Genomic DNA, 26,247 nt, shown 5'->3' on the forward strand with positions numbered 1-26,247 from the left:
GCCCGCGGCTTTGACCACAGGCAAAGTGATCAGCGGTCGCCGCCCGGCCGGGATGGGCGTGGTTTCGCCTCTGCCGGTGGCGCCGGGGGCTCGCCGGGCGCGACCGGCACCTGCGGTGCCGGTGCCCGGATCACGTCACGCAGAAAGCCCGGCGCCAGGCCCGACAGCGGGTTCACATAGACCTGCGGGTTCGCCATCGAACCGGTCAGGGTGTAGTTGAAGCCGATCAGCCCCTCGCCCTTGCGCGTCAGCACGCTGCCGATCCCGTTGACCAGATAGATCGGAGAGATCGCGCCGCGCAGGTCCAGCGTGTCGCGTTCGGTATCGACGACCCCGTTCATCGACAGGCCGATCGACGGGCCAACGGCGCTGCTTTCCAGCACCGTGATGGCGGAGGGGCTGAGCCGCATCCGCCCCTCGATCTCGCCAAACAGGATGCCCTGCCCGGACATTTCATCCAGCAGGCCGACAAGGCTCATCGCGTTCAACAGCGCCGCCATGGCGGGCGCGTCCTTGATCCGGGTGTTGCGCACACGAAGCTGACCATCGTAGTGCCCCGCGTCGCCGACCGGATCGAGCGACAACTGGAAGCTGCCGCCATGGGCCTGGGTTATGATACCGGCGGCGCGGAACACCTGGCCCGCGTCGGCGGAGCTGAGAACCATGCCGCTGCGGGCGCCACGGGCGATCATCTGGCCTTCGATATCGGCGGATCCGTTCAGCTTGCCGGTGAAGCGGCCCGCCAGACCTCCGGTTGTCGTGAAGGTGCCGCGCATTCCGGTCAGCGCCAGGGTTTCGCTGATCTGCAACCGGTCCAGCGACACAGCGAGCGCCGGGCCCGGCCCGGCCCCGCCCTGCCCCCCACCGGTCGAGCCAAAGGTCGCGCTGCGCAGGTCCATGCGCCCGCCCAGAACCGCGATGTCGGGCGCCCGCCCGGCCCGCCCGATCAGGTCGACCGGCACCGCAAGCCAGTCGGCCAGTTCAAAGGTGGTGAACTGCGCCTTGTCAAAGCTGCGGTCCTCGCGAAAGCTGACCGTGCCACGTGCCCGCAGGCGGGCGGCGTCGATCTCCAGCCGGTCGACCCTGCCCCCCGCCCCCAGCGTTGCGCCGACAGCCAACCGGCCGGTTTCGGCTTCGGGCTTGACCCAGCCCAATTCGGGAAGTGCCAAACGCACGCCCTCAAGATCCGACTGCGCCTCAAGCCGCAGCGGCTGACCGCCACCGATGCCAAGCGTGAACTGCGCCGTCCCGGCACCGGTCACCATGCCGTCCGGCAGACCCAGACGCTGTTCGCGCACCAGTGCAGGCGACAGTTCGATGCTGCCCGTCACCTCGCTGCGGGCGGCCTCGTCCTGGGCCAGGGGCTGGCGCCAGCGGACCTGGGTCGGCACCGACCCGAAGAGCCCCTCGCCCCGGAGCGCGATCTGCGTCTGATTGCCGGTCACTTCAAGCCGCCTGGCCGAGACCACCGTCCCCGGCACCAGATCGGCGCTGCGCACCTCGTCGATGGTTCCGGCAAGGTGGAACTCCATATCGCCGAGCTTGACCCCGTCGCGCAGCGGCAGGGCCAGCGTGCCGGCAAGGTTGGCCCGTCCCTCGGCGATGGTCACCGGCAGATTGGCCTTGTCCATGATGCTGAGCGGTGCGCGGTTCAGCAAGGACAGCGCCGCTGTCACGGACCCGCGTGCTGCGATCCGGGCGATGCCCGGCGCCGCCTTGCGGATACCGATATCGGGAATGATGAAGGAGGTGCCGCTTGCATCGACCGCGCCACCCTCGTCGGGCAGGATTTGGCCCGCGTCGGCGGTCACCGCAAAACGCCCGCCCAACAGGCTGGCCTGTCCGCGCGCGTTCACCAATGGCGGCAAGGTCTTGGCAAAGCGGATCTCGGCATCGGCGAAATCGAAATCGGCATAGAGGTCGGGCGGTGCGCCGGGCCTGAGCCTGAGGGCAAGGTCGAGATCGCTCAACTCGGCTGTCCGCAGGTTCTCGACCACCCATTCGCGCGGCTTGGGGGCCGCCCGTTCCGGCCAGTAACCCAGCACCTGTGCGGGCGTGATGGCGTCGAGCTGGGCGTCCAGCGCAAGCTGCCAGCCATCGGGCGCGGCGGTCAGATCACTGCGCAGCAGCAAGGTGCGACCGTCGTCGATGACGTTCATCCGCCCCACTTGCACCCGAAACGGATTGAGCCGCATCTGAAAGTCGATCTCGGCCCGATCCAGTTCCAGCGGCGCGTCAAAGACATTTGCCGGGTTCACCCGCAGGCCGGTCAGGCGGAACTGCGCAACCAGACGGTCCAACCGCCCCTGATCGAGGCCGTCGAGATAGGCGTCGCCCTCGGCCTGGGCCGCGCCCCAGGCGCTGTCGACCGAGATCTCGGCGAAGCTCAGTTTCTGCTCTGTCGGGAGGTAAGAGAAATAGGTACGCGCCCCGGTAAAGGGGATCGGGCGTGTCTTGGGGTTCGGCTGAACCGCACCGGCGCCAATGTGCAATGTCGCCGAAATCGGTGTCAGCGCACCGTCCTCGCCGATGCCGCCGCGCACAGAACCCGAAATCGGCGCATCCAGGACCTGAAGCCAGGCCAGCGCCGGCGCCTGCGCGGCGATGTCGGAGGCCGCCACATCGGTGACCGAAATGCCGAAACTTGCGCTTGGCTTGCCCAGGGTCGAGCTGTAGTTGGCCTCGACCCGGCTGGCGTAATCGCGGCCGCTGAGCACCGAGAATTCGGTCGCCATGCGCATCGCGTCGCTTGTGCGTGTGACCAGCACCTGGCCGCCATCCAGGGTCCAGGCCCGCCCCTGTTGCAGGTCCTCGTATTCCATCGCCAGCGAACTCACCTCGATCGAGGTGAGGGCCTGAAGCGCGGGGTTGAGGAAGACATCGTCGAGTTTTTCCAGCACCTGCACCAGCGTCGGCGCCTGCTCAACCGCCGCCTGGCCACCACCCAGCGACAGGGTGAACCGCCCGTCGGCGTCGCGGCGCAGGTTGGCATAGGCGCCGCTGAGCGAAATCCGCTTCGGCTGCACCTGACCGCGCAGCAGCGGGCGCATGGCAAGGCTCGCCTCGGCATCGCCGAGCCGGGCGATGACGCGCCCCTCGGTGTCGGATAGTTCGACATCGCGCAGGTGCAGGCGCGGCCGCCACCCCTTGTTGATGACAAAGGACACATCGCCGAACCGGACCTGCTTGTCACCGAGCAGCGTGTTCAGCCGGGCCTCGACCCGCGCCTTGACCCAGGGCGGCGGCTGCAAGGTCTGGCCTGGGACCATAAGCGCCGAAAACGCGGCCAGAAACACCAGCAGAAGCGTGCCGCGCATCGCCCAGACAAGCGTGACCCGCCGCTTGCTGCGGCGCGGTTTCTCCGGTGTTTTCCGGCCTGATTTGGGTTCGGTGTCTTTCAACTTCCCTGCCGCGACCTATTATGCGCGCAACATATCCATGAAACCCTTAGCGGAGTTTTCCTATGCCCGACATTTCCGATATCGCCCCCGATTTCACGCTGCCCCGGGATGGCGGCGGCGAGATCAGCCTGTCCGGCCTGCGCGGTGGCGCGGTTGTAGTGTTCTTCTATCCCCGTGACGATACCCCGGGATGCACCAAGGAATCCATCGGCTTTTCCGACCATCTGCAAGCCTTTGCCGATGCCGGGGCGACGGTGCTGGGCGTGTCCAAGGACACGGTTGCAAAACATGACAAGTTCGTGGCCAAGCACGGGCTGACCACCGCGATGCTGTCGGATGCCGACAGCGATACCTGCGAGCGCTATGGCGTCTGGGTGGAAAAGAACATGTATGGCAAGAAATCCATGGGGATCGAACGGTCGACCTTTCTGATCGACGCCGAGGGGCGCATTGCCCGGATCTGGCGCAAGGTCAAAGTCGACGGCCATGTGGCCGAGGTTCTGGACGCGGTCAAAGCGCTGTGAGCCTGACGTTGACCGAAATGGCGGTGGAGGTGCTCTCTACCGCCGACGGGCGTGCCAAGACCGCGTTGTCGCGCCGCCATGCCAGCGCGTGGTTCGCTGCGCGCCGCGGTGAGAGTGAACCGATTGCGGTGGGCACGGCTACCCCCCCCCTGCATCCCGCCCGGCCCGAGCGGCCCGAATTGCTCAGCCCCCGGGACGTGCCGCGCCGACGCCCGGGGTCTGAGGCTGGGCGCATCGCGCTGTTGCATGCGGTGGCGCATATCGAGCTGAACGCGGTCGATCTGCATTGGGATATCGTGGCGCGGTTCGGCCATGTACCGATGCCCATCGGGTTTTATGACGACTGGGTGAAATGCGCCGACGAGGAATCCAAGCATTTCAACATGGTCTGCGATGTTCTTGAGAGTATCGGCAGCCATTATGGCGCGCTGCCCGCCCATGCCGGCATGTGGCGCGCGGCCGAGGATACGGCCGAGGACCTGATGGGGCGGCTCGCGGTGGTGCCCATGGTGCTGGAGGCGCGTGGGCTGGATGTGACACCGGGCATGATCGGGATCTTTCGCAAGGCCGGGCTGTCCCAGGCCGTGGCGGCGCTGGAGGTGATCTATGCCGAGGAGGTGGGCCATGTGGCCTATGGCTCGAAATGGTTCCATTTCCTCTGCGGACGCGAGAATGTAGACCCTAAGGATGTGTTCCACGCACTTGTCCGGCGCTATTTCCATGGCGCCCTGAAGCCCCCGTTCAACGAAGAGAAACGTGCCGAAGCGGGCCTGCCGCCCGACTTCTACTGGCCGCTGGCCGAAGAGACGCCGACACGGGATCGCCCGGTCTGAGCCGGGCGCGCATTCCAATCGGCGGATTTTTGCCAAAAAATCAAGCAGCCCCGTGCCGTTTTCGCCCAACCGGTAAACAAACTTGCCCGATCCGTCTTAACCGCTTATGCACTCGGGCCAAGGCCCGGCGCCACTCAGCCGGACGGGTCTTGCCGAGGGGACAACAAGGGATGGGCGGGTGCGGACACGTCTGGCGATCAAGATACACGCGTTTCTGGAGCAGCGGTTTCCGGAACGCCGGGTTTTTCTGAAATCCGACAGTGACACACGGTTCATCCGGCTCAAATCGGAAACCCAGATCGTCGCCTTTGCCGGGGCGACACTGTTTGTCGCCTGGACCATCGTGGCCACCGCGATCCTGCTGATGGACAGCATAGGGTCGGGCAATTTCCGCGAACAGGCGAAACGGGACCAGGCCACGTATCAGGAACGGCTGAACGCGATCTCGGCCGAGCGGGACGCCCGCGCCGAAGAGGCGGTGGCGGCACAGCGCCGGTTCAACGCCGCCCTGGCGCAGATCTCGGTGATGCAGTCGGAACTGCTGGAATCCGAAACCCGGCGGCGCGAGCTGGAAACCGGGATCGAGGTGATTCAGACCACCCTTCGCGCCACCATGAAACAGCGCGAGACCGCGCGCGAAGCACTGGCCGCCCTGAAGGAAGAGACCGGAGAGAACGGCGCCGTGCACCTGGCCGCGAGCGAGTTGCCAGCGCAGATGACTTTCATGGCCCAGGCGCTGGAGCGCACCGCCCAGCAACGGGATCAAATCCATTCCAACGCGCAATCAGCGCTGGCGGCGCGGGCGGAGCTGGAGCTGGAAATCAAGCTGATGCAAGAGCGCAACGACCAGATTTTCCGCCAGCTGGAAGAGGCGATGACGGTTTCGGTCGAACCGCTGGACAAGATGTTCCGCGCGGCTGGCATGCCCACCGACAGCATCCTGGAACAGGTGCGGCGCGGCTATAGCGGTCAGGGCGGGCCGCTCACCCCTTTGTCCTTTTCCACCCGGGGTGAAGAACCCTCGGCGGACGAGATTCGGGCCAATAACCTGTTGCAGCAGATGGATCAGCTGAACCTCTATCGGATTGCGGCGGAGCGCGCGCCCTTTGCCAACCCGGTCCGGGCCGCCGTGCGATTCACCAGCGGCTACGGCTATCGGCGCGATCCCAAGACCGGCGGCAAGCGCATGCACAACGGGTCGGATTTCGCGGGCAGGCATGGCACCGATATTTATGCCACGGCCGATGGCGTGGTCGTGCATGCGGGGTGGGAATCAGGCTTTGGCAAACTGGTCAGGATCCAGCACGATTTTGGAATCGAGACGCTTTACGCCCATAATTCACAGATCCGCGTGAAGGTCGGTCAAAGGGTCTCGCGCGGGGATCATATTGCTGATATGGGTAGCACCGGACGGTCCACCGGTACCCACCTTCATTACGAGGTGCATGTCAACGGACGACCTGTTAACCCCATGACTTACATCAAGGCTGCACGCAATGTTTTCTAAGAGCAAAATCAACGAGCCCGCCCCCAAGGCACCCGAGGCGGCAAAACCCGCCACTTCCACGGCCCCCGCTGCGCCCGCTCCGAGCGATTTCAAGCCAGCCGCGCCCAAGCCAAAGCCGCCGGCATCGGTGCTGTCCTCGGACCTGCACATCACCGGCAACATCAAGACCAGCGGCGATATCCAGGTCGAAGGCTCGGTCGAGGGCGACATCCGCGCCCATCTGCTGACCATCGGCGAAACCGCGACCATCAAGGGCGAAGTGACCGCCGACGACGTGGTGATCAATGGCCGTATCGTGGGCCGCGTCCGGGGTCTCAAGGTGCGCCTGACATCGACCGCACGGGTCGAGGGCGACATCATCCACAAGACCATCGCCATCGAGAGCGGTGCCCATTTCGAGGGGTCGGTACAGCGTCAGGACGACCCGCTGAACCCGGGCCGCGCGGCCAAGCCTGCTGCCAACCCGGCAGCCGCTGCCGCCCCTGCAACCAAACCCGAAGGCGCCTGAAGCCGAAAACGGCCAGCCGGTCTGACAGGGACAGTGAGGCGTCGCGGAAGACATTCCGCGGCGCTTTTTTGTGCGAGGTATGTCTTACCGGCCGAGCATCCATGTTCCTTGCGGCCACAGGGCGTGAAACGCAAAAGCGAACATCACGTCATGGGGCAGATCCCGGCCTTGGGCGTCCTGTACCCGGACCGACCCGATATCCCGCCCCATGCCGATCTCTTCGGTATCCAGCGCCGAGGCCACTCCCTGTTCCCAGCTCAGCGTGACCTCTGCCTCGGTCAGGCGCCTGGCCCTTGCCAGCCGCTCCAGCGGCCAGGCCCGGTCCGCGACCCGCACGACCCGCGCCAGCGGCGCGATGCCGTGAGGTGGCGGCTCTCCTGAATAGAGGAACGGACGGCTGGCCGTGTCATACCCCCGATAGGGATTGCGCCCGTAGGGCCGGGCGTGGTCCGGTTCGGCCATGACCAGGCCATCTGGATTGCGGCTACGGAAAGCGTCCAGGCTCTCCATCCAGCCCGGCAGAGCCGCCAGCCGCATGCCGGTCAGCGCGCCAACGATGGCGCGGCCTTCGGCCTGCTGCCACCAGCTTTCGGTCTCGCGGTCATACATCACCATATCCGAATTGCGCAGCTTGCCGGTGACACCGAAGGTGAGGATGCCGTGGTCGGTGCGCCGGTCAAAGATCAGGGCCGAATTGCACAACGGACAGAAGGTGACGGCATAAGCAAGATCGCCGAGCCGATCGTTCACGATCTCGTGCCAGATCAGGTAGCGGATCGGATAGGCACGCGGCACCTCGTCAGCCAGTTCAAGCGTGATGACCGGTTCCCGCCCGTTGATGCCGGAAACGGCGGCAACCGGAAGGAAATCCGGGTTGGAAAGCGCCGGTATCCCATCCTTCGGCGGCCCTCCGGACAGGATTTCGCCCCAGTTTTCGACAGAGGAACGAGAGAAATCCGTTCGCGGCCATTCGTGGCGCCAGAATTCGGGATCGGCCGAGGCCGGTACGGTCAGCAGCCAGACAAACAGAGAAACGATCAAGCGCATCGGAGCCTCGGTCAGGACAGGACAAGACCATGATCCCCGGCCAGTGCCGCTGGTGCCAGTGTCTACACGCGATCGTGAAGACGGAGCCCGGGGCCGGAAACCGGCGCCGGGCAGGAGGTCACTTTGTCACCGTGACCGTTTTCATCAGGTCCGGCTGGCCGATCACCGACCCGTTCGGGCCAGCGCCGCGCTTGATCGCGTCGACCACATCCATGCCTTCGGAGACCTTGCCGACAACGGTGTACTGGCCATCCAGAAACGGACCGGGGGCGAACATGATGAAGAACTGCGAATTGGCGCTGTTGGGGTCCTGCGCCCGCGCCATTCCCACAACGCCCCGTTCGTAAGTGATGTTCGAAAACTCGGCCGGCAGATCGGGGCGGTCGGAGCCGCCGCGCCCGGCCAGCCGCATGTCGCCACCGAGACGTCCGTACTGGACATCGCCGGTCTGGGCCATGAACCCGTCGATCACGCGGTGAAACACGACGCCGTCGTATTTGCCTTCGGCAGCAAGCGCGGTGATCTGCTCCACATGCTTGGGCGCGACATCTTCGAAGAGATCGATGGTGACGGTACCATTGGCCTCGCCCGTCACCTCGATCTTGAGGCCAGTGGCTCCGGCCGGGACGGCCATCAGTGCCAGAAGGGCGGCGAGTTTATACATCTGCTGCTACCTTGACACTGATCATGCGATCAGGGTTCGCGGGCGGCTCGCCGCGGGTGATCGCATCGACATGTTCCATGCCGGAAATCACCCGGCCATAGACGGTGTATTGGCCATTCAGGAAATGGTTGTCCTTGAAGTTGATGAAGAACTGGCTGTTGGCCGAGTTCGGGTTGGCCGAACGTGCAGCCCCCAGCGTGCCCCGGTCATGCGGCAGTTTCGAGAATTCGGCCGGCAGGTTCGGCAGCGACGATCCACCGGTCCCCGCCATGCGGATGTTGAACCCGTCTTCCATGTCGCCATTGGCCACATCGCCGGTCTGGGCCATGAAGCCGTCGATCACCCGGTGAAAGCAGACATTGTCATACTCGCCAGCGCGCGCCAGCTCCTTCATCCGTTCGGAATGCTTGGGCGCCACGTCGGGCAGCAGTTCGATCACCACATTGCCGTCCTTCAGCTCGACGATGATGGTGTTTTCGGGATCCTTGATTTCGGCCATCGGGCCCTCCTGTCACGTTGATTGCCGGGAACCTAACCATCGCGCGCGCAATCGACAAGGCACGCCATTGACGGGCGCGCGCATTCGGGTAGAGAAACGCCCTAGCATTTGATCAGGGAGATTGCGGGATATGGGCTGGAAGACACTCGACGACATGGACCTGAACGGCAAGCGCGTGCTGGTGCGTGTCGATATCAACGTGCCGATCGTGGAGGGCGTGGTCACCGACTCGACCCGGATCCGCCGTTTGATGCCCACCGTGCGCGACATCATCGCCGCAGGCGGCCGCCCCATCCTGCTGGCGCATTTTGGCCGCCCGGGCGGCGAGCGGCGCAAGAACCTGTCGCTGAACCAGCTGGTCCCGACGCTGGAGCGCGCCTTTGGCACCAAGGTTCTGTTCGTCGACGATTGCGTTGGCCCCGCAGCCGAGGAAGCCGCCGAAGCACTGCACCCGGGCGAGGTGCTGCTGCTGGAAAACACCCGGTTCCATGCCGAGGAGACCAAGAACGACCCCGCGCTGGCCGCCGGAATGGCACGGCTGGGCGAGGTGTACTGCAACGACGCGTTTTCCGCCGCCCATCGCGCGCACAGCTCGACCGAGGCGATTGCGCGCCTTTTGCCCTCCTGCGCCGGACGGCTGATGCAGGCCGAGCTGGAAGCGCTGGAAAAGGCATTGGGCAAGCCGCAACGTCCGGTGACCGCAGTCGTGGGCGGCGCCAAGGTCTCGACCAAGCTGGAGCTGTTGGGCAACCTGATCGAAAAGGTGGATTACCTGGTGATCGGCGGCGGCATGGCCAATACCTTTCTGGTGGCCAAGGGCCATTCGGTCGGCAAGTCGCTGGCCGAGCGGATCATGAAGGACACCGCAGCCGAGATCATGGCCAAGGCCGAAGCCGCGGGCTGCACCATCGTCCTGCCGAGCGATGTGGTGGTGGCCAAGAAATTCGAAAGCCACGCCCCGCACGAAGTGTTGCCGGCGGACCGCTGCCCCGAAGACGGGATGATCCTGGATGCGGGCCCCGAAAGCCTGACCGCGATCAAGGCCATTTTCGAGAAGAGCCGCACCGTGATCTGGAACGGTCCGCTGGGCGCGTTTGAACTGGAGCCGTTCGACGCCGCAACAAACGCCGCCGCGCTGAAGGCGGCGGCGCTGACGCGGGCAGGCAAACTGGTATCGGTTGCCGGCGGTGGCGATACGGTTGCCGCGCTCAACGCCAGTGGCGCGGCGGGGGACTTTACCTATATCTCCACCGCCGGGGGTGCCTTCCTGGAGTGGATGGAAGGCAAGACCCTGCCCGGCGTCGCCGCCCTGATGCGGAACGGCTGAGTCTTCCGGGTTTACGCCCCGCCCGCCGGGACCTTTTCGGGTCGGATTCCACCGCCATCCGGCCCGTCGTCGTCCTCGGGCACGAGGGCGCGCCGCATGTCGCCCAGATCCGGGCTGTGCAGCCAGCGCAGGCCCGTCGTCATGAAGAGAAGACGAAACATCACACCCTCCCCAGCTGCTGTTCCGGCTGCGGCCGCATCGCTTCGAGCGTGCGCAGCAGCCCTTCGTGGCGCGCCAGTTCGTCTTTCAGCGTCAGCTTGCGCCGCTTGAGCATGCGCAGCGTCTGGGCGCAGGGCGCAGGGCGCTTGAGTTCGGTCAGGATGCGCTGTTTCAACTCTGCCCTGCGCTCTTTCAGGACCGCCATCCTCAGCTTCAGCGAGAAGGCGCGAGCTCTGCTTTTGGCACTCATAAATGGTCTCCTCCGGTTGCTTATGTGCCGCGATCACGTTGCGGCCTGGCCCCAAGATGGGGGCGGCGGATCTGGAATGAAGCCAATATCATTATAGATATAGATAGGTTTTTCCTATCTTATGATATCCGCATGCCGCCCGACATCACCCTGCGCCAGCTCACCTACTTCTCTACCCTGGTCGATGCCGGACAGTATCGGCGCGCCGCCCGCAGCCTTGGCATCAGTCAACCCTCGCTCAGCCTGCAAATCGCGGCGCTGGAAAAGGCGGTGGGGGCGCGGTTGCTGGAGCGGCGGCGGAGCGGGCTTATCCTGACCCCCGAGGGCCGCGACGTGTCCGAGATGGTGACGCGCATTCTGCGCGAGGTCGAGGCGCTGACGCTCTATGCCAGCCCGATGCGGGACAACATGACCGGCACGCTGCGGCTGGGGTCAACCCCAACCATCGGCCCCTATCTGCTGCCACGGGTGTTGCGTCGGCTGCACGACCGTTTCCCAGGTCTGAAACTGGCGATCAGGGACGGCGCGCCGCGCGAACTGGTCGAAGATCTGGCGGCAGGCCGCTATGATCTGATCCTGACCCAACTCCCGGTTGGCCGTGACGACATCCGGGTGGCGCCGCTGTTTCGCGAACCGCTGCACGTGGCGCTGGACCCGGCGCACCGGCTGGCAGGAGTGACGCAGGTCCGGCAGGCGGACCTGGCAGGTGAAGTCATGCTGAGCCTCAGCTCCGGCTATGCGCTGCACCGGCAGGTCCAGGCCCTTTGCGACTCCGCCGGTGCGCGGCTGAGCACCGAGTTCGAGGGAACCAGCCTGGACGCCCTGCGCCAGATGGTGTCGCTGGGCATGGGGATCACGTTGCTGCCGGCGCTCTATGTCGCGTCAGAGGTGCGCGCGACCGGGGCCGATGTCGTCACCCGGCCACTGCGTCCGGCGATGCATCGGAACGTCGGCCTGGCGTGGCGCGAGGCCAGCGGCACGCCTCTCGCAATAGACCGGTTCGCCGATCTGACCCGGCAGGTGGTCCGCGACGAGATGGGCGGCATCCTGCACCCCTCAACCTGAGGGCCGGTGGTGAGAGGGCTTGGAAAATGAGGGATTCACAAGGCGATTCGGCTGTGCCATACTGCAGCAGCGCATCCGTCAGAGATGCGGCCAGAGGCAATAAGACAGCAGGTACCTCGAGTGTCCCGTTCCACCAGACCCAGCTTTGGCGCGATGATCTTCTTCGCGGTCTCTTTTGCGCTGGGGACGTATTTCACCTTCGCGGCGGTGCAGGGCGATTTTGGCCTGTTCCGGCGCGTCGAGATTGCGGCGGAACGGGACATGCTGTCACGCAAGCTGACAGAACTTCAGAGCCAGATTGCCCGGATGGAAAATCTCACGCAACGCCTGTCTGACGACTACCTCGACCTTGACCTGCTCGACGAACAGGCCCGCTCGGTTCTGGGCCTGCTGCGTTCGGACGAAATCGTCATCCGCTGAGGCCGGACTCAGGATTTCCACGAAATCCTGTCGCAAAATCTTTGGTAAAGATTTTGGCCGCGCAGCGGCTGACTTCCCCCGCGTCATATTATCCCTCGCCATGGGCACTCAAATGCTCTATTTAATAGTTTAATGCTAAACTATCTTGCCGCAAGGGGGAGACCGCAGTGACGACCGCCAAAAAGACGCCAAGAAAATCAAATACTTCGGCTGACGAGCTGAAACACTATTACCGAGAAATGCTACTGATCCGCCGATTCGAGGAAAAGGCCGGCCAATTGTATGGCATGGGGCTGATCGGCGGTTTCTGCCACCTCTACATCGGTCAGGAGGCCGTTGTGGTCGGGCTGGAGGCCGCAACCGAAGAGGGCGACAAACGCATCACCTCCTACCGCGATCACGGCCATATGCTGGCTTGCGGCATGGAACCCGGCGGCGTGATGGCCGAACTGACCGGCCGCATCGGCGGGCTCAGCAAGGGTAAGGGCGGCTCGATGCACATGTTCTCGAAAGAGAAGCACTTCTATGGCGGCCATGGCATCGTCGGCGCGCAGGTTCCGCTTGGCGCCGGTCTGGCCTTTGCCGACAAGTATCTGAACAATGGCCGCGTCACCTTCGCCTATTTCGGCGATGGCGCCGCCAACCAGGGCCAGGTCTATGAGACCTTCAACATGGCGGCCCTGTGGAAGCTGCCAGTGATCTTCGTGATCGAGAACAACCAATACGCCATGGGCACCGCCCAGAAACGCTCGACCTCCTCGCCCGACATCTACACCCGCGGCGAGGCCTTCGGCATTCCCGGCGAGACCGTCGACGGCATGAACGTGCTCTCGGTGAAAGAGGCCGGAGAGAAGGCCGTTGCCCACTGCCGCGCGGGCAAGGGCCCCTATATCCTCGAGGTCAAGACCTATCGCTATCGCGGCCACTCGATGTCGGACCCGGCCAAGTATCGGACCCGCGAAGAGGTGCAGAAAGTGCGCGAACAGAGCGACCCGATCGAGATGGTGCGCGAGATGCTGCTGAGCGGCAAACACGCCACCGAGGATGACCTGAAGGCGATCGACAAGGAGATCAAGGAGATCGTCAACCAGGCCGCCGAATTCTCGAAAGAAAGCCCCGAGCCGTCCGTGGACGAGCTCTGGACAGATATCTACGCCTGAGAGGACATCACGACATGGCAACCGAAATTCTGATGCCCGCCCTCTCTCCGACCATGGAGGAAGGCACCCTGGCCAAATGGCTGGTCAAGGAAGGCGACACCGTCTCCTCGGGCGATATCCTGGCCGAGATCGAAACCGACAAGGCGACGATGGAGTTCGAGGCGGTCGACGAAGGGATCGTCGGCAAGATCCTGATCGCCGAAGGCACCGAAGGGGTCAAGGTCAACACCCCGATCGCCATCCTGGTGGAAGAAGGCGAAAGCGTCGACGCCGCACCGGCGGCTGCCGCGGGCAACGAGGCGGCCCCCGCAGGGGGCTCCGAGGCGCCCGCATCCCCTGCCCCGGTCACAGCCCCCGCCGCCCCCAAGGTGGACCTGTCGCCCGACTGGCCCGCTGACGCGCCGATGAAAACCCAGACCGTGCGCGAAGCGCTGCGCGACGCCATGGCCGAAGAGATGCGCGCCGATGAGAGTGTCTATCTGATGGGTGAGGAGGTTGCCGAATACCAGGGCGCCTACAAGATCAGCCAGGGAATGCTGGACGAGTTCGGCTCCAAGCGGGTCATCGACACGCCGATCACCGAACACGGCTTTGCCGGGATCGCGGTCGGCTCCGCCTTTGGCGGCCTCAAGCCCATCGTAGAATTCATGACCTTCAACTTCGCCATGCAGGCGATCGACCATATCATCAACTCGGCTGCCAAGACGCTCTACATGTCCGGCGGCCAGATGGGCTGTCCGATCGTGTTCCGCGGCCCCAACGGCGCCGCCGCCCGCGTGGCCGCCCAGCACAGCCAGGACTATGCCGCCTGGTACATGCAGATCCCCGGCCTCAAGGTGGCGATGCCCTACTCGGCCGCCGATTACAAAGGCCTGATGAAATCGGCGATCCGCGATCCGAACCCGGTGATCTTCCTGGAAAACGAGATCCTCTATGGCCGCAGCTTCGAGGTGCCGCAGGTCGATGACCTGGTGGTGCCCTTCGGCAAGGCGCGGATCTGGCGCGAGGGCACCGATGTGACCATCGTCAGCTTCGGCATCGGCATGCAATACGCGCTTGAAGCCGCCGAACGGCTGGCCGCAGATGGCATCAGCGCCGAGGTGATCGACCTGCGCACCCTGCGCCCGATGGACCTGCCCACCGTGATCAACTCGGTGATGAAGACCAACCGTCTGGTCACCGTGGAGGAAGGCTGGCCGCAGGGCTCCGTCGGCAGCTATATCGCGTCGGAGGTGATGCAGCAGGCCTTCGACTATCTCGACGCGCCGATCATCACCTGCACCGGCAAGGATGTGCCGATGCCCTATGCCGCGAACCTGGAAAAACTGGCGCTGATCACCACTGATGAAGTGGTCGCAGCTGTCAAACAAGTGACCTATCGGTAAGGAGCGACAGAGATGCCCACCGAAATCCTGATGCCCGCCCTGTCTCCGACCATGGAGGAAGGCACGCTCGCCAAATGGCTGGTCAAGGAAGGCGATACCGTCTCCTCGGGCGACCTGCTGGCCGAGATCGAAACCGACAAGGCGACCATGGAGTTCGAAGCCGTCGACGAAGGCATCGTCGGCAAGATCCTGGTGCCCGAGGGCGCCGAAGGGGTCAAGGTGAACACCCCCATCGCGGTCCTGCTGGACGAGGGCGAAAGCGCGGGCGATATCGCCAGCACGCCCAAGGCGGCCCCGGCGGCCGCCGCGGGCAACGAGGCCGCCCCTGCGGCGTCCGAGGCGCCCGCAGCTGCGCCCACCCCCGCCCCGGCCGCGCCCAAGGGTGCCGATGGCGGCCGAGTCTTTGCCTCGCCGCTGGCGCGCCGGATCGCTGCTGACAAGGGGCTCGATCTGACACAGGTGGCAGGCTCCGGCCCGCATGGCCGGATCGTCAAGGCGGATGTGATTGGCGCCACTGCCCCGGCAGCGGCGCCTGCCCCCGCAGCTGCGGCCCCTGCCCCCGCAGCCGCAGCTGCCGCTCCTGCCGCAGCAGCCCCCAGCGGACCCAGCGCCGATATGGTTGCCCGCATGTACGAGGGTCGCGAGTACGAAGAGGTCAAGCTCGACGGCATGCGCAAGACCATCGCTGCGCGGCTGTCCGAGGCCAAGCAGACGATCCCGCATTTCTACCTGCGCCGCGATATCAAGCTGGATGCGCTGATGAAGTTCCGCGCCCAGCTGAACAAGCAGCTCGAAGGGCGCGGTGTCAAGCTGAGCGTCAACGACTTCATCATCAAGGCGGTCGCCAATGCGCTGCAACAGGTGCCCGACTGCAACGCAGTCTGGGCCGGTGACCGGGTGCTGAAGCTGAAGCCTTCGGACGTGGCCGTTGCCGTCGCCATCGAGGGCGGGTTGTTCACTCCGGTGCTGAAAGACGCCGACATGAAGTCGCTCTCGGCGCTGTCGACCGAGATGAAGGACCTGGCCGCCCGGGCCCGCGACCGCAAGCTGGCACCGCAGGAATACCAGGGCGGCAGCTTTGCCATCTCGAACCTGGGCATGTTCGGCATCGACAATTTCGACGCCATCGTGAACCCGCCGCATGCAGGCATCCTGGCGGTGGGCACCGGGGTCAAGAAACCGGTTGTCGGCGCCGATGGCGAGTTGACCGTGGCCACCGTGATGTCGGTGACCATGTCAGTCGATCACCGGGTGATCGACGGCGCTCTTGGCGCGCAGTTGTTGCAGGCGATCGTCGACAATCTGGAAAACCCGATGGTGATGCTGGCCTGACGGGCCGCAACCGCGAAACACACAAAGCCCCGGTCCGAGCACCGGGGCTTTGATTTTTTGATACAACCGCTGTTCTCTTATGCACGCAAAGAGCCCAATCGGGCCGAACGGAAATCACAGCGTTTGCTCCTGTAGCAGGCCGGTCGCAAAGTCCAATCAACGCCCGTCGCTGTCCCGCAGCGATGAACGCGGTCGCTCGCATTTGTCGCGGCACACATTGCTAGCCATCCATCCACCTCCAAATGGAGACCGCTCATCGACCTATTGGGCAACGCCGACTTCACGCTGGCGCTCCTGGCGCAGCCTTGGCGCAACACGCTGGAGGCGACTACCGTCATCAGTCGCAAGATCCGATATCTCCGATGTCTTGGCCAGATCTCCCATATCCATCGATTGACCGGCATCCACGATTCTGACGATTGACCCGGCCTCGACTTCTTCAACCGTAACATTGCAGGGCAAGAGCAAACCCACATCTGGCCTGGCGTTCACTGCCCGGAATGCAAGTTCAGGTTGCTTGCTCCAAGAAATGAGTAGCTGTGAAAGCCTCCCCGAGCTTCTCCACAAAAAGCCTTGTCGAGGTCGGTGCGCGAAATGATCCCAAGTCTTTCTTCCGCAAGCTCGGCAATTACATCCTCGACCGCGCCATGAACGAACGGTCGGGCGTTACCGTCATCGCAAATTCCACTATCCGTCAGCTTGCCGGCGCGTACCAGATGGGAGACGTGTAGGCACGCTCCTGCTGCGATGTCGGTGCGCCTTCGGGGATCTCGATCCCGTAGCGATAGGCATCGTAGACATACCAGGGCGGCGTAGGGATCTCCAAAACTCGGACGTAGTAGAAGGCAGGGCGTGCCGGATCGAAGTCCGGGTCGGTCCAGACGGTCGCAAGCTCGGATGCGCCGATCGAGTTTGCCCAGCTTGCCGTTGCCACATCCACCGTATCGCCTACCGCAGGCAGCTTACCATCCGCACCGGGGACACGCCCGTCGGACCATGCGACGTCGTAGACGGCTTCGCCGGTCGTGCCGTCCTCATTGAGCCAGCCCTTCACGACCTGGATGCGGTCAAGGTTGGCGCCAATCGGATCCCTTAGCGCGGCCACCATGAAAGTCGGCGCCTCGGCGCCATCGGGCGCAGCCGACAGGTCAGCGCCCATGGGCACGCCTTTCGAATAGCCTACGGTTGACGGAATACGAGAATCCAGGTCGGCCTTGTCAAAGTTCCAACCGCCGAAGAATCGAACTGCCATCCTGGGGCCGGTGGTGGCATAGACTTCCTTGCGCGCCATGGCGTCGAAGATGCTTTCGCGGGTATTCTCCTCTGCCCAGACTGCCGTGAGACCGGCGGCAACCATTTGCCAAGCGAAAAGCTCACCGTTTTCGTTCTTCATGAAAGGGTGCTGCATCCGCTCTGCGGACGGCTCGTAGCCGGTGTGCTTGCCAAAGAAATTCTCTTCTTCGGCGGTCACAAGACCGGTATGACTGTCGGTCGCCCCGCTGAAGCCAAACTTGTAGGGATTTGTCCCGAACTCGGTTTCCAGAGCGAGCCCGCTTTTCAGCGCTTCGCGGGCATATTCTCGTGCCAGCATGTCGTCGGTCTTGGCTTCGGACAGGTCGAGGTTCCCGATATCCCAGTTGTAATAGTCGGCAAACTCGTCGTTCGGGCTCAGAAATGGGTGTGCCTCGCCGTCTCCCTTGATCTGCGTAATTTCATACAGCGGTTCCCATTTGGCCCGGGCTTCCACATATTCCTGCGTGACGGGAGAGCCATCGAACCGGATGTCGATCGGAAACATTACCCCGTTGGACAGGTTGCCGTTGTGTGCAAGCGCCAGCACCGCGCCATTGGTTTTTTTCTCGTAGGCCTCGAGATAGGCATAAAGATCCATCGGATCGGGGCTGCCCCACGGTGGTGTCATCACCATCGGCACGATCTGTCCAACGCGATCCGGTCCATCGCGGAAGATCACGTTGCGATGCATGTTGTTTCCCGCCACGAGCGAAGTCCATTCGAACCCGAGCATAGGGGTAAAAATGCCGGGCTCGTAGAACCGCTCAGCTGTCTTGAGGTTATCCGACCACAGCGTGGAGAACCGGCGCGACCCGGGCATGTAGTTGTTGAAAAGCGCTTCGTCGATGGTGCCCTGCGAGACGTTTGCGATCAGGTCAAGTGCGGTATCCACGGCGGTCTGCCCACCCGCGCGGAACCCGTCGGACCAGCGCTTGCCCTGTTCATAGCGGGTTACCGACGGGTTTGCCGCAAGCGCGTCGAAGATCATGCCCATGCCGTCCGAGTGATCCGCGATAACCAGCCAGTCTAGCGGACGCGATAGGCGAACGGGCTGGCCAGAGGACGCGATGATCTCTTCCCCGCGCGCAAAACGATAAGCATCCTCATGGTCGAGGCGCGCACCGAAACCTCCGGCGTCCATGGATTGTCCCGTATGAAGATGCGTCTCTCCCCACAGCGGCCGTTCCGGGAAGGTCCGACCAGCATATGGTGAATAGGCGGGCGCTGGATAGGTATTCGCGAGCTGTTCCGAAGTCGGGGTCCATTCCTGCGCATGGGCTGGCATTGCCGAAGCGAAGACAGTCGTTGCGAGCAAGGCAATCCCGTTTGTTACGGCGGCGTGTCTCTGCTGTTTCAAGCCTTCTCCTCCCAACGCTTCCAATTTTGCATTAAACCACATTTTAGCGGTTTGGTCGAACAGTACCCATGACCGAGATCAAACGGACGCCGTGTTGGTATGAAGATTTGGCGCGGGCAATCTGGCCTGATTTAGGGAGTCCGTTTGGTGTCAAAGTTTTCGTGCCATGATACCCTTACGCATCGTAGAATGCATGGAATCCGGGTTAAGTGTCGCGAGGTTAGCAATTGTATATGTGCGAAGATCAATTTGGTTATTTGCGATAGCTTGCAATTGCATCGTCTAACGCAGAGCCTACCACTTAGTGACAATTGATACCCGAAGGTCTGATGATACGCTTGCGCACGCTTCTCCTTTCTCCGCTTGTCCATTTCTTCGCGCTTGGTGCCCTGATCTTCGCCGCATACGCGGCGGTCGAGGATGAAACAGTTGCGCTCAACCCCGATAAGATCAGCTTGAGCGAGAGCGAGGCAAACCGTCTGGTGCAGAACTTCATTGCCACCTGGAACCGCCCCCCGACGATCCGGGAGTTGGAGAACCTGATGCAGTCATGGGCGCTGGAAGAGGCCCATGTCCGCGAGGCGCTGATCCTCGGACTTGATCAGGGCGACGTGGTCATCCGCCAGCGATTGAACCAGAAGATGAAGTTTCTGGCAGAATCGGGCGCCGCGATGCTGAAACCCGATGAGGTCATGCTTCAGACGTATCTGGACCAAAACCCGGAACGGTTCACTCAACCCGCTCGAATGGCTCTGGAACAGGTCGTTGTACCCAGAGATCGGGATACCTCCAAGCTTCTGGCGCTGCTGGAGAACGGTGCCGACCCGGCGACGCTGGGGTCCGCCAGCCTACTGCCACGATCCTTTCCGATGACGCCTGCACCGGTGATCGACCGCACCTTCGGCGATGGGTTCCATGAGGCACTGGCCACCCTGCCGGTCGGACAATGGCAAGGCCCGGTCGAGAGCGGCTATGGCCTGCATCTCGTTCGGGTAATCGAGAGAATGGATGCCATGCTGCCGCCGCTGTCCGAAATTCGCGACCGGGTAGAGGCCGAATGGCTCGCGGCTGAGACAAAGAAGTTGCGCGAAAGCTTTGGTCAGGCGCTGCTGGATCGCTACACCGTTACCTTGCCCAACGCCGAAGAAGTGCTGAACAGATGAAACGGCTGCTGTTACTTCTGCTCGTCATTTTCACCACCTGTCTGCCGGGATACGCGCCGGCCCATGCACTTGATCCGGGGTATCTCGATCTGTCGTCCATCGGGCAGGAGCGCTGGCGCGTGATCTGGCGTGCACCTGACGTGAACGGTCGAAAAATGCCCATAGAGGCGCGCCTTCCTGGGAACTGTTCACAGGAGCCGTCTCCGCCACCGTCCTTCGACGGACGTGCCTGGACAACCGCATGGGTCGCCAGCTGTCCAGGAGGCCTTGAGGGCGGTGTGATCGAGATCGTCGGGCTGGAGCAGACCAGGACGGAAACCCTGGTGCGGTACGAATTGGAACCCGGGCAGACGCAGGTGCATCGCCTGACGTCGACCGAAACCGCCTTCACTGTACCCGAGGATCCCGGTGTTCTTGACATCCTTTCGAGCTACGTTGCGCTCGGAGCGACGCACATCCTCGAAGGCCTCGATCACCTGCTTTTCGTCTTCGCGCTTGTGCTGCTGGTACGCGATCGTAATCGGTTGTTCTGGGCGATCACGGCGTTCACTGTGGCGCACAGCATCACGTTGGCTTCGGCCACTCTCGGCTGGCTGAACATTCCTCCTCCGCCCGTCGAGGCAGTCATCGCGCTCTCAATCGTGTTCCTTGCCTATGAGCTATCGCTTTTGCCGGAGAACCGTGACCCCTTGGCCGTGCGTTTCCCCTGGATCGTCGCTTTCGCTTTCGGCTTGATACATGGCTTGGGATTCGCCGGGGCACTGAGAGAGATCGGCTTGCCTGATGGAGATATTCCATTGGCGCTGTTTGCCTTCAACATCGGGGTGGAGTTTGGTCAGATCCTGTTTGTCGTTGTGGTACTGGCCATCGGGTTCGCGGCCCGGCTTGTCTATCCGGCAATCAAGGATCGAGCCGTTCAACTTGAACGCGTGACAAGTTACGGCATTGGTAGTCTCGCCGCCTTTTGGGTGATTGAACGGATTGCTGGGTTTTGAGCGAAGTTCGAATGCATCGACCAACGTAATCACTGATGCGCTCTGAATGACCGCTCTTGGGAATAGCAGTTGCAGTGCGGCGAGGACTCCTTAGATCGTGCCTCATCGGATGTTCCAGTTTCGCTGCATCCGCAACACTCGGCTCCGTCCGCATCTTTCCAGTTCAGGCGCGACGCAGCGACGGGTCCAATATCCTATCAATTCGAGCTAAATCCTTACCGCCCTATTCTGCACTCAGCTAGATTCGCCCCCTTGTGGTGCATGCGCCACGCCGATCTTGAACTTAGTCGGGCAAGAGCTTGTTGCGCACATCTACGCGGCTCTGTTGCACAAATTGGTTGACGACCGAGGTTTCCCTTTCCCCGGGCGGACATATGCAGCGGCTTTCGTGACGGGTATGCCGAGGGCGGCATAGCCGTTCAAGACGGCGATGCGGACCTGGAGCTTGGCGACCTGGCGTTCGAAGTCCCGCGCCATCAGCCGCTGACCCAGCGGTATCACGCAATACGGCACCCGCAGGTATGCCGTCGCGCTCGGTACCGGCGGAAACCCGCAGAAAGAGGCAAAGGGCAAAAGATGCGTCTCAATGACACCTGTGGTCGTGAAACCGCAGATCAGAAAGCTCCAGAACAGGATGTGAAAGGTGGGCTGTCGGACGATGGCGACGAAATCCGCCGACATCGAATCCTGGGCGTTCCCGTTACCATCTTCGATGCTAACCGCACGAGGTCGAAGGCTCGCCCGGATGCACGGGATCATGGCCAAGCTCATCATCGACAAGACGCCGAAGCTCCAGCGCCAACTCGCGAATGCGAGAAGCGCTGCGATCAACGGCACGACGATGAATTGCCCACCGGTCGCACCGGAAGTGGCTATGCCTGTGGCCAGGCCAGCATTCCTGTCAAATGATCTTGTGACCGCCGTCGCCACCACATGGGTGGCGACGATGCCAAAGCCGACAGCCCCGAAACCGGCAAACCCGATGATGAACATCCACTTTGCGGACATCGCCGCGACGATTGCACAGCCGATCCCAAGCAGCCCCATCCCCAGGTTCAGCGCGAAACCCGGTCCCTTGGTATCGACCATGCGTCCGGCGAATGGCGCCACAGCGGCCATGACGATCAGCGCCGTCGCGCCGACACCGGAGATGTAGCTGGTCGACCACCCAAACTCCGCCTGCCAGACCGGCATCATGAGGCCAAGCGCCGCGCGTGCCGAAAACGCCAGCGAAAGCGCAAGGAACCCGACGAAGACGATCGTCCAGTTCTTGTTTGTCACAGCCGCGCGCATGATTGTCTCCTTTTTCGGACAATCTGCTGGATTCCAGAGGTTCGGGAAAACGAAAAGCTGGCCGTTTTGCTTTAGCTCAGCTAAAGCATGGCATGCCGCTGCCCATTCGCGATCTCTACACATTCTTTGTCGTTGCCAGAACCGGCGCGATGCAGTCTGCGGCGCAGGAATTGGGCGTGACGCCGGGGGCGATCAGCCAGCGCATCAGATCGATCTAAGTCCGTTATGGCAAACGCCTGTTTGTTCGGAGTCGCGACGGCGTTTCGCTTACGGCATCCGGCAAGGCACTGTGGAAAGAGGTAAAAAGTGCCTTTTCCCAGATCGAAACGTCGCACAACCGACACTTCGGCAAGGATGGAAAAGCGACCCTGCGGATCAGTGCCGCGCCGACCTTCGCGCATTCCTTCCTGGTCTCGAATCTGGCGTCATTCAACAGGGAGCACCCGGGAGTCAGGTTCAGTATCGAAACAGATGATCGACTGGTGGACTTGCGATCCGAGCCAATAGACCTCGCGATCCGGCACGGGTTGGGTGACTATGCCGGTCTCAGGTCGGAGTGGCTATGTTCGCCTGAGCTGATCCTTGTCGGCAGCCCGACGTTGTTGGAAACCCAACAACCGGTCAAAGAACCGAAGGACTGCCTTCGCTTCACGCTCCTGCCCGATGAGACCGGACTTGATTGGGCGCTCTGGTTCGAAGCTCATGGCGTGAACGGGGCTGCTCCGTCATACGGCACCGCGTTCAAGGACGGGTTCCTGACAGTAAAGGCCGCCATACGCGGGCAAGGTCTCGCTCTCATCAGCGATATCTATGTTCGTGAAGAGCTGGAAGATGGGCGGCTTGTCCGGCTTCTGCCTGGAAGCTGGCCGACGAAATTCGCCTACTACGCGGTCGCGTTGCCCGAAACATTCGAACGACCCGCGGTGAGGGCTTTCGTGAAGTGGATCAGCGCCGAGTGCGCTGTCGAGCAGAGCCATCAAGAGTAAGCTACCAGCCTTTGAAAGCATTTCACCAAGAGCGGAGGTTTACCTATCAAAGTCGAACGGCAGCTTCGTCTACGCTAAATGGACACTGAGGCAAGCCAGCTAAAGCACTACTGAGAGCACCACTGGAACTCCAAGCGGGAGCGTGCGCCTTTCTTCCTACTCGAGATACATACATGCACCACAACCGCCGCCAGCACCAAACCAGCGGCGGCGCGCCGATCAGTATTGATAGCCGGGGGTCGAGGCGGACAGGGCCTGCTCGGCCTCGTTCATCTCAGCCGCAATATCCTCGAACAGCGGTGTCGACAGGTAGCGCTCGCCGGTATCGGGCAGCATCGCCAGCAGGACCGAGCCTTCGGGCGCGGCCTCGGCCACCTTCATCGCCGCCGCCAGGCTGGCGCCGCCAGAAATACCGGTCAGGATACCTTCCTCGGCCGCCAGCCGTTTGGACCAGGCGATGCTTTCCGGGCCGCTCACCGGCTCCAGACCATCGAAGTACCCCTTGTCCAGCGCCTCTTGCAGTACCAGCGGGATGAAATCCGGGGTCCAGCCCTGGATCGGATGTGGGTTGAAGGCGGGATGGGTCGCGGCCGGTTCGCCCTCGGCATTGCGCTGTTGCGCCTCACCCGACTGCACCAGCGCGGCATTGGCGGGCTCGCTCAGGGTGATCTTCAGATCGGGCCGCGCGCCTTTGAGGACCCGGCCCAAACCGGTGACGGTGCCGCCGGTGCCATAGCCCAGCACCACGTGATCCAGCCGCTCACCGTCGAAATCCCCCAGGATCTCCTGCGCGGTGGTGGCCTCGTGGATGTCGGCGTTGTCCTTGGTCTCGAACTGATGCGCCAGGAACCAGCCGTTTGCCTCGGCCAGTTCCTTGGCTTTCACCACCATGCCGACCGCCTTGTCCTCCTTGCGGGTCAGCACCACCTTGGCGCCCAGCATCCGCATCAGGCGGCGACGCTCGACCGAGAAGCCGTCATGCATGGTGATGACCAGCGGATAGCCCTTGGCGGCACAGACCATGGCCAGCCCGATGCCGGTATTGCCGCTGGTCGCCTCGACCACGGTCTGGCCCGGCTGCAACCGGCCCTCGCGTTCGGCGGCCTCGATGATGTTCAGCGCCAGCCGGTCCTTGACCGATCCCGCCGGGTTGAACGCCTCGAATTTCACATACATGGTGACATGAGCGGGAGCGATCCTGTTCAGCCGGATCACGGGCGTATTGCCCACCGTTTCCAGGATCGATCCATAAAGCCGCCCGCGGCCCTCGGTGCTGAAGATCATCGCATGCCCCCTAGTCAAATGGCAGAGAATTTTGTTGTTCCACAGAACAATGCGTCCGCCGGGGCCACAGTTCAAGACAGCCCATACGCAATAGGACCGACCTTTGCCGGTTGCATTGATATGAAGAACTTTCGGCCGACATGGACCGGCGCTTGGGGTAAATGGTCGCCGTCAAGCTTATCCGACAGAACAGTTTCCTGCGATGGGGGAAACAGGAACGGGGCGCAATGCGCCCCGCCCCTCTCAGAGAATGCTTAGATCCCCGCTCCGGCCCGGATCCTAATCGGAGCCGTTCGGGAACCGCTGATCCATGTTGATCGAGGGTTGGTCGCACCCCGCCTCGCCCACGATCTTGGCCGGGATGCCCGCGACGGTCTTGCAGGGCGGCACCTCGCTCAGCACAACCGAACCGGCCGCGATGCGGCTGCAATGGCCGATCCTGATATTGCCCAGCACCTTGGCGCCCGCCCCGATCAGCACTCCATCGCCGATCTTGGGGTGGCGGTCCTCTTCTTCCTTGCCGGTACCGCCCAATGTCACCGAATGCAGCATCGACACATTGTCGCCGACTACTGCCGTTTCGCCGATGACGATGGAATGGGCATGGTCGATCATGATCCCCTTGCCGATCCGGGCCGCCGGGTGAATGTCGACACCAAAGATCTCGGACACGCGCATCTGGAAGAAATACGCCAGATCGTGGCGTTTGCGCGTCCACAGCCAATGCGCGACACGATAGGCCTGCATCGCCTGGTAGCCCTTGAAATACAGGATCGGCTGCAACAAGCGGTGGCAAGCCGGATCGCGTTCGTAGACGGCCATCAGATCGGCACGCGCGGCCTCGACCAGTTCGGGCGCGCTTTCATAGGCCTCGTCGACAATCTCGCGCAGGACCATCATCGACATCTCGTTCGAGCAGAGCTTGGCCGCGATACGGTACGAGAGCGCCTTTTCCAGGTTCCTGTGGTGCAGGATACAGGCGTGGACCAGCCCGCCCATCAACGGTTCCTTGTCCACGGCCTCCAGTGCTTCGGCGGTGATCCGGTCCCAGACCGGGTCGACGGGGGCGAGTTTGGTGCGTGTTTCCATCATGGCCTGTCATCCTTTGCTGCGCCTAATCTAGCGAGATAGGTTGGATTTGACCAACCGCAATGCGTGATCGAAGGAACAACAAAAATGAATAGTCAGGATCTGTCTTCCCTTCGCGATCTCATTGCCCGGCGCCTCGCTGAGCTGGACGCGGGCTCGGATGCGGGCCGCGACGCCCGGTCCATCGTGGAACTGGACCAGCAGGCGGTGGGCAGGCTCAGCCGGATGGACGCCTTGCAGAACCAGGCAATGGCCAAGGCCCAGCAGACCCGCCGGGATATCGAAAAACGCCGCCTGCACCTGGCCTTGCAACGGATGGACGAGGGCGAATACGGCTATTGCGACACCTGTGGCGAGGATCTGCCATTGGGGCGGCTGCACATTGATCCCGCCGCCACATCATGTGTCAGTTGTTCACGCGGGTAGACGCGCGGGCGATCAGCGCCCGCAGGACCGTTTCGAAACACAGGCAATAGTCACGGTTGTCAAACCCGGGCTCGTCGGCCAGCACCCGTTTGCGCGCGGCCGACATAAGCGACCCGTTGCCAAACAGCGGGTGTATCCGCCCGGTTCTTTGAACATGCCTGTCGGCAATCTCCGCTTCGGCGATCATACGTCGGCAGAGCACCTCGCGGCCAGGGGCGGGCGCGTTCAGCAGAACGCGCGCCGCCGCCGAGACATCGCCATGCAGGACTGGCCGCATGGA

27 protein-coding genes are annotated in these 26,247 nt (G+C 62.9%); 15 read left to right on the top strand and 12 right to left on the bottom strand.

The window, feature by feature from the left end:
* Positions 1-29: 29 nt before the first annotated feature.
* Entirely contained in the window at positions 30-3,401 is a 3,372-nt protein-coding gene (locus OE747_RS01320) for a YhdP family protein (RefSeq protein WP_263826808.1), read from the bottom strand.
* A gap of 62 nt (positions 3,402-3,463) precedes the next feature.
* Between OE747_RS01320 and OE747_RS01325 the strand changes: the two genes are divergently transcribed.
* The 4 genes from OE747_RS01325 to OE747_RS01340 all read left to right on the top strand — a co-directional run bounded on the left by OE747_RS01325 (position 3,464) and on the right by OE747_RS01340 (position 6,773).
* Positions 3,464-3,925, top strand: coding sequence for a peroxiredoxin (locus tag OE747_RS01325; protein WP_263826809.1), 462 nt, complete (start codon positions 3,464-3,466; stop codon positions 3,923-3,925).
* Positions 3,926-3,942: 17 nt separating this feature from the next.
* On the top strand, positions 3,943-4,758 hold the full coding sequence (locus tag OE747_RS01330) for a ferritin-like domain-containing protein (protein ID WP_263827084.1): 816 nt from the start codon (positions 3,943-3,945) through the stop codon (positions 4,756-4,758).
* Between the two features lie 178 nt (positions 4,759-4,936).
* Positions 4,937-6,265, top strand: coding sequence for a M23 family metallopeptidase (locus tag OE747_RS01335; protein ID WP_263826810.1), 1,329 nt, complete (start codon positions 4,937-4,939; stop codon positions 6,263-6,265).
* The gene (locus OE747_RS01340; protein WP_263826811.1) at positions 6,255-6,773 is read left to right on the top strand and encodes a bactofilin family protein; all 519 of its coding nucleotides are present in this window, start codon (positions 6,255-6,257) and stop codon (positions 6,771-6,773) included. Before OE747_RS01335 ends, OE747_RS01340 begins: the two co-directional genes overlap by 11 nt.
* 84 nt (positions 6,774-6,857) lie before the next feature.
* Here the strand turns inward: OE747_RS01340 and OE747_RS01345 are convergent, their stop codons facing one another.
* The 3 genes from OE747_RS01345 to OE747_RS01355 all read right to left on the bottom strand — a co-directional run bounded on the left by OE747_RS01345 (position 6,858) and on the right by OE747_RS01355 (position 8,983).
* Positions 6,858-7,820 carry a DUF3179 domain-containing protein gene (locus OE747_RS01345; protein ID WP_263826812.1) on the bottom strand — a complete coding sequence of 321 codons (963 nt, stop codon included), beginning with the start codon at positions 7,818-7,820 and terminating at the stop codon, positions 6,858-6,860.
* Positions 7,821-7,938: 118 nt separating this feature from the next.
* On the bottom strand, positions 7,939-8,484 hold the full coding sequence (locus OE747_RS01350) for a peptidylprolyl isomerase (RefSeq protein WP_263826813.1): 546 nt from the start codon (positions 8,482-8,484) through the stop codon (positions 7,939-7,941).
* Entirely contained in the window at positions 8,477-8,983 is a 507-nt protein-coding gene (locus tag OE747_RS01355; protein WP_263826814.1) for a peptidylprolyl isomerase, read from the bottom strand. Before OE747_RS01355 ends, OE747_RS01350 begins: the two co-directional genes overlap by 8 nt.
* Before the next feature lie 130 nt (positions 8,984-9,113).
* Here OE747_RS01355 and OE747_RS01360 point away from each other — a divergent pair, with 130 nt between their 5' ends.
* On the top strand, positions 9,114-10,310 hold the full coding sequence (locus tag OE747_RS01360; protein ID WP_263826815.1) for a phosphoglycerate kinase: 1,197 nt from the start codon (positions 9,114-9,116) through the stop codon (positions 10,308-10,310).
* 11 nt (positions 10,311-10,321) lie between these two features.
* Here the strand turns inward: OE747_RS01360 and OE747_RS01365 are convergent, their stop codons facing one another.
* Both OE747_RS01365 and OE747_RS01370 read right to left on the bottom strand, forming a co-directional pair.
* A complete protein-coding gene (locus tag OE747_RS01365) occupies positions 10,322-10,471 on the bottom strand; it encodes a hypothetical protein (protein WP_263826816.1) in 150 nt (49 codons plus the stop codon).
* A complete protein-coding gene (locus tag OE747_RS01370; protein ID WP_263826817.1) occupies positions 10,471-10,719 on the bottom strand; it encodes a YdcH family protein in 249 nt (82 codons plus the stop codon). Before OE747_RS01370 ends, OE747_RS01365 begins: the two co-directional genes overlap by 1 nt.
* Before the next feature lie 132 nt (positions 10,720-10,851).
* Between OE747_RS01370 and OE747_RS01375 the strand changes: the two genes are divergently transcribed.
* The 5 genes from OE747_RS01375 (at position 10,852) to OE747_RS01395 (ending at position 16,081) form a co-directional block, all read left to right on the top strand.
* Entirely contained in the window at positions 10,852-11,784 is a 933-nt protein-coding gene (locus OE747_RS01375; protein ID WP_263826818.1) for a hydrogen peroxide-inducible genes activator, read from the top strand.
* A 120-nt stretch (positions 11,785-11,904) separates the two neighbouring features.
* The gene (locus OE747_RS01380) at positions 11,905-12,204 is read left to right on the top strand and encodes an FtsB family cell division protein (RefSeq protein WP_263826819.1); all 300 of its coding nucleotides are present in this window, start codon (positions 11,905-11,907) and stop codon (positions 12,202-12,204) included.
* A gap of 167 nt (positions 12,205-12,371) precedes the next feature.
* On the top strand, positions 12,372-13,364 hold the full coding sequence (pdhA, locus tag OE747_RS01385) for a pyruvate dehydrogenase (acetyl-transferring) E1 component subunit alpha (protein ID WP_263826820.1): 993 nt from the start codon (positions 12,372-12,374) through the stop codon (positions 13,362-13,364).
* 14 nt (positions 13,365-13,378) lie between these two features.
* The gene (locus tag OE747_RS01390; protein ID WP_263826821.1) at positions 13,379-14,749 is read left to right on the top strand and encodes a pyruvate dehydrogenase complex E1 component subunit beta; all 1,371 of its coding nucleotides are present in this window, start codon (positions 13,379-13,381) and stop codon (positions 14,747-14,749) included.
* Between the two features lie 12 nt (positions 14,750-14,761).
* Positions 14,762-16,081: a pyruvate dehydrogenase complex dihydrolipoamide acetyltransferase gene (locus OE747_RS01395; protein ID WP_263826822.1), complete on the top strand. Its 1,320-nt coding sequence runs from the start codon at positions 14,762-14,764 to the stop codon at positions 16,079-16,081.
* A 261-nt stretch (positions 16,082-16,342) separates the two neighbouring features.
* Here OE747_RS01395 and OE747_RS24640 read toward each other — a convergent pair whose 3' ends face one another.
* On the bottom strand, positions 16,343-16,648 hold the full coding sequence (locus OE747_RS24640) for a DUF302 domain-containing protein (protein ID WP_404818280.1): 306 nt from the start codon (positions 16,646-16,648) through the stop codon (positions 16,343-16,345).
* A 127-nt stretch (positions 16,649-16,775) separates the two neighbouring features.
* Positions 16,776-18,731: a DUF3604 domain-containing protein gene (locus tag OE747_RS01400; RefSeq protein WP_263826823.1), complete on the bottom strand. Its 1,956-nt coding sequence runs from the start codon at positions 18,729-18,731 to the stop codon at positions 16,776-16,778.
* A gap of 329 nt (positions 18,732-19,060) precedes the next feature.
* Between OE747_RS01400 and OE747_RS01405 the strand changes: the two genes are divergently transcribed.
* Entirely contained in the window at positions 19,061-19,894 is an 834-nt protein-coding gene (locus OE747_RS01405) for a peptidylprolyl isomerase (RefSeq protein ID WP_263826824.1), read from the top strand.
* Positions 19,891-20,889, top strand: a complete 999-nt coding sequence (locus tag OE747_RS01410) for a HupE/UreJ family protein (protein ID WP_263826825.1) — start codon at positions 19,891-19,893, stop codon at positions 20,887-20,889. Before OE747_RS01405 ends, OE747_RS01410 begins: the two co-directional genes overlap by 4 nt.
* A gap of 312 nt (positions 20,890-21,201) precedes the next feature.
* On the opposite strand, the gene OE747_RS01415 is transcribed toward OE747_RS01410, so the two are convergent.
* Positions 21,202-22,182, bottom strand: a complete 981-nt coding sequence (locus OE747_RS01415; RefSeq protein WP_263826826.1) for an MFS transporter — start codon at positions 22,180-22,182, stop codon at positions 21,202-21,204.
* Positions 22,183-22,274: 92 nt separating this feature from the next.
* On the opposite strand from OE747_RS01415, the gene OE747_RS01420 reads away from it, so the two are divergent.
* Positions 22,275-22,400, top strand: a complete 126-nt coding sequence (locus OE747_RS01420; protein WP_263826827.1) for a helix-turn-helix domain-containing protein — start codon at positions 22,275-22,277, stop codon at positions 22,398-22,400.
* Positions 22,401-22,550: 150 nt separating this feature from the next.
* On the top strand, positions 22,551-23,168 hold the full coding sequence (locus OE747_RS01425; RefSeq protein ID WP_263827085.1) for a LysR substrate-binding domain-containing protein: 618 nt from the start codon (positions 22,551-22,553) through the stop codon (positions 23,166-23,168).
* Between the two features lie 219 nt (positions 23,169-23,387).
* Here the strand turns inward: OE747_RS01425 and cysK are convergent, their stop codons facing one another.
* Positions 23,388-24,452 carry a cysteine synthase A gene (gene cysK / locus OE747_RS01430; RefSeq protein ID WP_263826828.1) on the bottom strand — a complete coding sequence of 355 codons (1,065 nt, stop codon included), beginning with the start codon at positions 24,450-24,452 and terminating at the stop codon, positions 23,388-23,390.
* A gap of 279 nt (positions 24,453-24,731) precedes the next feature.
* Positions 24,732-25,544 (bottom strand): serine O-acetyltransferase, encoded by an 813-nt coding sequence (cysE, locus tag OE747_RS01435; protein WP_263826829.1) that lies wholly within the window; start codon positions 25,542-25,544, stop codon positions 24,732-24,734.
* Positions 25,545-25,628: 84 nt separating this feature from the next.
* Between cysE and OE747_RS01440 the strand changes: the two genes are divergently transcribed.
* Positions 25,629-25,967: a TraR/DksA family transcriptional regulator gene (locus tag OE747_RS01440; RefSeq protein WP_263826830.1), complete on the top strand. Its 339-nt coding sequence runs from the start codon at positions 25,629-25,631 to the stop codon at positions 25,965-25,967.
* On the opposite strand, the gene OE747_RS01445 is transcribed toward OE747_RS01440, so the two are convergent.
* Positions 25,948-26,244, bottom strand: coding sequence for a DUF7742 family protein (locus tag OE747_RS01445; RefSeq protein WP_263826831.1), 297 nt, complete (start codon positions 26,242-26,244; stop codon positions 25,948-25,950). The two genes, OE747_RS01440 and OE747_RS01445, sit on opposite strands and share 20 nt — an antisense overlap.
* Positions 26,245-26,247: the final 3 nt, after the last annotated feature.

The organism is Ruegeria aquimaris (genome assembly GCF_025751555.1).
In the GTDB taxonomy this organism is placed as follows: Bacteria; Pseudomonadota; Alphaproteobacteria; order Rhodobacterales; family Rhodobacteraceae; genus Ruegeria_B; species Ruegeria_B aquimaris.